The 4,192-nt window shown below is 73.8% G+C and carries 6 protein-coding genes; 4 read left to right on the top strand and 2 right to left on the bottom strand.

The features are described 5' to 3' along the window. The 4 genes from HMPREF3105_RS11380 to fabF form a co-directional block, all read left to right on the top strand. Positions 1–430 (top strand): ACP S-malonyltransferase (locus tag HMPREF3105_RS11380; RefSeq protein WP_141762527.1); only part of this gene is annotated, 430 nt, incomplete at its 5' end. 32 nt (positions 431–462) lie between these two features. Further along, positions 463–1,515 carry a beta-ketoacyl-ACP synthase III gene (locus tag HMPREF3105_RS11385; RefSeq protein WP_070709699.1) on the top strand — a complete coding sequence of 351 codons (1,053 nt, stop codon included), beginning with the start codon at positions 463–465 and terminating at the stop codon, positions 1,513–1,515. Between the two features lie 61 nt (positions 1,516–1,576). After that, the gene (locus tag HMPREF3105_RS11390) at positions 1,577–1,822 is read left to right on the top strand and encodes an acyl carrier protein (RefSeq protein WP_010078906.1); all 246 of its coding nucleotides are present in this window, start codon (positions 1,577–1,579) and stop codon (positions 1,820–1,822) included. A gap of 176 nt (positions 1,823–1,998) precedes the next feature. After that, complete coding sequence (gene fabF, locus HMPREF3105_RS11395) at positions 1,999–3,243, top strand: beta-ketoacyl-ACP synthase II (RefSeq protein WP_041103123.1); 1,245 nt, start codon at positions 1,999–2,001, stop codon at positions 3,241–3,243. A 28-nt stretch (positions 3,244–3,271) separates the two neighbouring features. Here the strand turns inward: fabF and HMPREF3105_RS11400 are convergent, their stop codons facing one another. Beyond that, complete coding sequence (locus HMPREF3105_RS11400; RefSeq protein WP_036340144.1) at positions 3,272–3,775, bottom strand: DUF3145 domain-containing protein; 504 nt, start codon at positions 3,773–3,775, stop codon at positions 3,272–3,274. 170 nt (positions 3,776–3,945) lie between these two features. Continuing rightward, the coding region (locus tag HMPREF3105_RS11405; protein WP_168168016.1) for a tyrosine-type recombinase/integrase at positions 3,946–4,192 on the bottom strand (247 nt) is incomplete at its 5' end.

Here is a 4,192-nt window from a genome sequence, read left to right on the forward strand (position 1 = left end):
CACCGCGGAGGCCCTCGGCGCGCTCGCCGAGTCCGCCCCCGCCCGCGCCCGCGTGATCCCGCTCAAGGTGGCCGGCGCGTTCCACACGGAGCACATGCGCCCCGCCGTGGACGACCTCGCGGCCCACGTCGCCGGCCTCTCCCCCTCGGACCCGCGCCTGCCCCTGCTGTCCAACCGGGACGGCGAGGCCGTCGAGTCCGGCACGGACGTGCTCGCCCGGATCGTGGACCAGGTCACCCGCCCGGTCCGCTGGGACCTGTGCATGGCGACCATGGCCACGCGGCAGGTCACGGGCGTCCTGGAGCTGCTGCCCGGTGGCACACTGACCGGACTGGCCAAGCGCGGTCTCAAGGGCACCGCGCAGCTCGCCGTGAAGACCCCCGAGGACCTGGACGCCGCGCGGGCGTTCCTGGCCGAGCACTCGGCCTGAACCCCGCGCACCGCCCGGCAGAGAGAAGCACCATGACCGTCACCCTGAAGCAGCACGAGCGCCCCGCGGCCAGCCGCATCGTGGCCGTGGGCGCCTACCGCCCGGCGAATTTGGTCCCCAACGAGGACCTCATCGGCCCCATCGACTCGTCGGACGAGTGGATCCGCCAGCGCACCGGCATCGTCACGCGCCAGCGCGCCACGGCGGAGGAGACCGTGCCCGTCATGGCCGTGGGCGCCGCCCGGGAGGCCCTCGAGCGGGCCGGCCTGCAGGGCTCGGACCTGGACGCCGTGATCGTCTCGACCGTCACCTTCCCGCACGCCACCCCCTCGGCCGCGGCCCTCGTGGCGCACGAGATCGGGGCCACCCCGGCGCCCGCCTACGACGTCTCCGCCGCGTGCGCCGGCTACTGCTACGGCGTGGCCCAGGCCGACGCGCTCGTGCGTTCCGGCACCGCGCGGCACGTGCTCGTGGTCGGCGTCGAGCGCCTCTCCGACGTCGTGGATCCCACGGACCGCTCCATCTCCTTCCTCCTGGGCGACGGCGCGGGCGCCGTGATCGTGTCGGCCTCGGACGAGCCGGGCATCTCCCCCTCGGTGTGGGGCTCGGACGGGGAGCGCTGGTCCACGATCTCCATGACGCACTCGCAGCTGGAGCTGCGCGACGCCGTGGAGCACGCCCGCACCACGGGCGACGCCTCGGCGATCACCGGCGCGGAGGGGATGCTCTGGCCCACGCTGCGCCAGGACGGGCCCTCCGTCTTCCGCTGGGCCGTGTGGTCGATGGCGAAGGTGGCCCGCGAGGCCCTCGACGCCGCGGGCGTGGAGCCCGAGGACCTCGCCGCGTTCATCCCGCACCAGGCCAACATGCGGATCATCGACGAGTTCGCCAAGCAGCTGAAGCTGCCGGAGTCCGTCGTCGTGGCCCGGGACATCGCGGACGCCGGCAACACGTCGGCCGCGTCCATCCCGCTGGCCATGCACCGTCTGCTGGAGGAGAACCCCGAGCTCTCCGGCGGCCTGGCCCTGCAGATCGGTTTCGGCGCCGGGCTGGTCTACGGAGCCCAGGTGGTCCGTCTCCCCTGAGGCGGCGCCGTCTGATTCACTGTCCACGTACACCCCACACCCCTACCGAAGGAGACGCCCCATGGCTTCCAAGGAAGAGATCCTCGCCGGCCTCGCCGAGATCGTGAACGAGGAGACCGGCCTCGACACCGCCGAGGTGCAGCCGGAGAAGTCCTTCACGGACGATCTGGACATCGACTCGATCTCGATGATGACCATCGTGGTCAACGCCGAGGACAAGTTCGGCGTGAAGATCCCGGACGAGGAGGTCAAGAACCTCAAGACCGTCCAGGACGCCGTCGACTTCATCGACGGCGCCCAGGCCTGATCGGCCCACGACGGCGGCGGTCCCGGCCCGCCCCGTCCCCTCGGTGAGCGCCGGGGGCGCGTGAGCGCCCCCGGCCCCCGACACCCTCGACTTCCGGTACCCCGGCGAGCGCCGCGCATCGTGCCGACGACACCCCTCCGCCCGATCCCCACTCGAGACCCAGAGGCAGCAGACCCATGACCCGCACCGCAGTGATCACCGGCCTCGGCGCCACCACGCCCATCGGCGGCGACGTGCCCACCTTCTGGTCCCACGCCCTGCAGGGCGTCTCCGGTGCGCGCACCATGGAACACGACTGGGTGGAGAAGTACGAGCTGCCCGTCACCTTCGCGGCCGAGCTGGCCGTGCCCACCTCCGAGGTCCTCTCCAAGGTGGAGCAGAAACGCCAGGACCCGGCCACCCAGATGGCGACCGTCGCCGCGCGCGAGGCCTGGAAGGACGCCGGCCTCGAGGGCGCGGAGGTCGACGGCGACCGGCTCGCGGTGGCCTTCGGCACCGGCATCGGCGGCGTGTGGACCCTCCTGGACGGCTGGGACACCCTGCGCGAGCGCGGCCCGCGCCGCGTGCTGCCCATGACCGTCCCGATGCTCATGCCCAACGGCGCCGCCGGCGCGCTCTCCCTCGAGTTCGGCGCCCGTGCCGGCGCCCGCACCGTGGTGTCCGCGTGCGCCGCCGGCACCGAGGCGCTCGAGACCGCGCTGCTGCTCGTCCGCTCCGGCCAGGCCGACGTCGTGATCTGCGGCGCCGCCGAGGCCGCCGTGCACCCGCTGCCGATGGCCGCGTTCGCCGCGATGCAGGCGCTGTCCAAGCGCAACGACGACCCACAGGCCGCGTCCCGCCCCTACGACGTGGACCGCGACGGCTTCGTCCTCGGTGAGGGCGCCGGCGTCATGGTGATCGAGTCGGAGGAGCACGCGAAGGCCCGCGGCGCGCGCGTGTACGCCGAGCTGGCCGGCGCGGGCGTCAGCTCCGACTCCCACCACATCACCGCGCCCGAGCCCGAGGGCCTGGGCGCGACCCGTGCGATGCGCGCCGCCCTGAGGTCGGCCGACATCACCCCCGAGGACGTGTGCCACGTGAACGCCCACGCGACGTCCACACCCAAGGGCGACGCCCCGGAGTACCTGGCCATGCGGGCCGTGTTCGGCGACCACCTGGACCAGGTGCAGGTCTCGGCCACGAAGTCCCAGACCGGCCACCTGCTGGGCGCCTCAGGCGCGATCGAGTCGATCCTGTCCGTGCTCGCCGTGCACCACGGCCAGGCGCCCGTGACCATCAACCTGGACCACCAGGACCCGGAGATCCCGCTGAACGTGGTCACCGGCTCCCCCGCCCGCCTGCCCGAGGGGCCGCGCGTGGCCGTGAAGAACTCGTTCGGGTTCGGCGGCCACAACGCGGTGGCCGTGTTCCGCAGCGTCTGAGCCGGAGCGCCGCCGGCCGGGCGAAGGCTCAGACAGCGCGGTGCAGCCAGCGCACGTTGGCGTGGGCGGCGGCCAGCCGGAACGGCTCGAGCTCATCGTCCCAGGCCTCGCCGAGCGCGAGGGAGAGTTCGTGCATCAGCACGCTGGGGTCGCCCGCACCGGCCTCGTAGGCGTACCGGATGCGGTCCTCGGAGACCATGATGTTGCCGGAGACGTCCGTGGTGGCGTGGAAGATGCCGAGGTCCGGGGTGTGGGACCAGCGCGAGCCGTCGACCCCGGCGGACGGCTCCTCCGTGATCTCGAAGCGCAGGTGCGGCCAGCCACGCAGGGCGGAGGCCAGACGCGCGCCGGTGCCGGCGGGCGCCGTCCAGTGCACCTCGGCGCGGTGCTGGCCGGGCGCGACCGGCTGACCCTCCCACTCCACCGAGGTCGCGGGGCCGAGCACGGAGCTCAGCGCCCACTCCACGTGGGGGCAGAGGGCGGTGGGGGCGGAGAGGATGTGGACCACGCCGCGGGTATGGGTGCTGGTCATGGATGCCTCCGAGGGTGCGATGCGGTGCGTCTTCCCCTACGACCACGTCGCGGCTCCGGTGGATCCTGGGGCCATTGTGCACCAGGGATGCTGGGCCGGCAACGAGGCGGCGCGGCGCCCTGCGTGTCGTGGCGGCGCAGGGGACGGGCCGGGGGTGCTCCGGGGAGGCGTCAGGCGCGTGGGTGGGCCTGCCGGTAGCCCTCGCGGAGGCGATCGATCGAGACGTGTGTGTAGACCTGCGTGGTGCGCAGGGACGCATGCCCCAGCAGCTCCTGCACGCTGCGCAGGTCGGCGCCGCCGTCGAGGAGGTGGGTCGCGGCCGTGTGGCGCAGCGCGTGCGGCCCGCGCGCCGCGGTGTCCCCCAGGCCCTCGAGTGCCCGGTCGACGACGGTGCGCGCCTGGCGCACCCCCAGCCGG

It is taken from the genome of Micrococcus sp. HMSC31B01 (assembly GCF_001816085.1).
GTDB classification, from domain to species: Bacteria; Actinomycetota; Actinomycetes; order Actinomycetales; family Micrococcaceae; genus Micrococcus; species Micrococcus luteus.

Excerpts from the sequence above, each read along its gene's own strand:
- HMPREF3105_RS11385 (WP_070709699.1), top strand. The coding sequence starts at position 463 with ATGACCGTCACCCTGAAGCAGCACGAGCGCCCCGCGGCCAGCCGCATC.
- HMPREF3105_RS11390 (WP_010078906.1), top strand. The coding sequence starts at position 1,577 with ATGGCTTCCAAGGAAGAGATCCTCGCCGGCCTCGCCGAGATCGTGAAC.
- fabF (WP_041103123.1), top strand. The coding sequence starts at position 1,999 with ATGACCCGCACCGCAGTGATCACCGGCCTCGGCGCCACCACGCCCATC.
- HMPREF3105_RS11400 (WP_036340144.1), bottom strand. The coding sequence starts at position 3,775 with ATGACCAGCACCCATACCCGCGGCGTGGTCCACATCCTCTCCGCCCCC.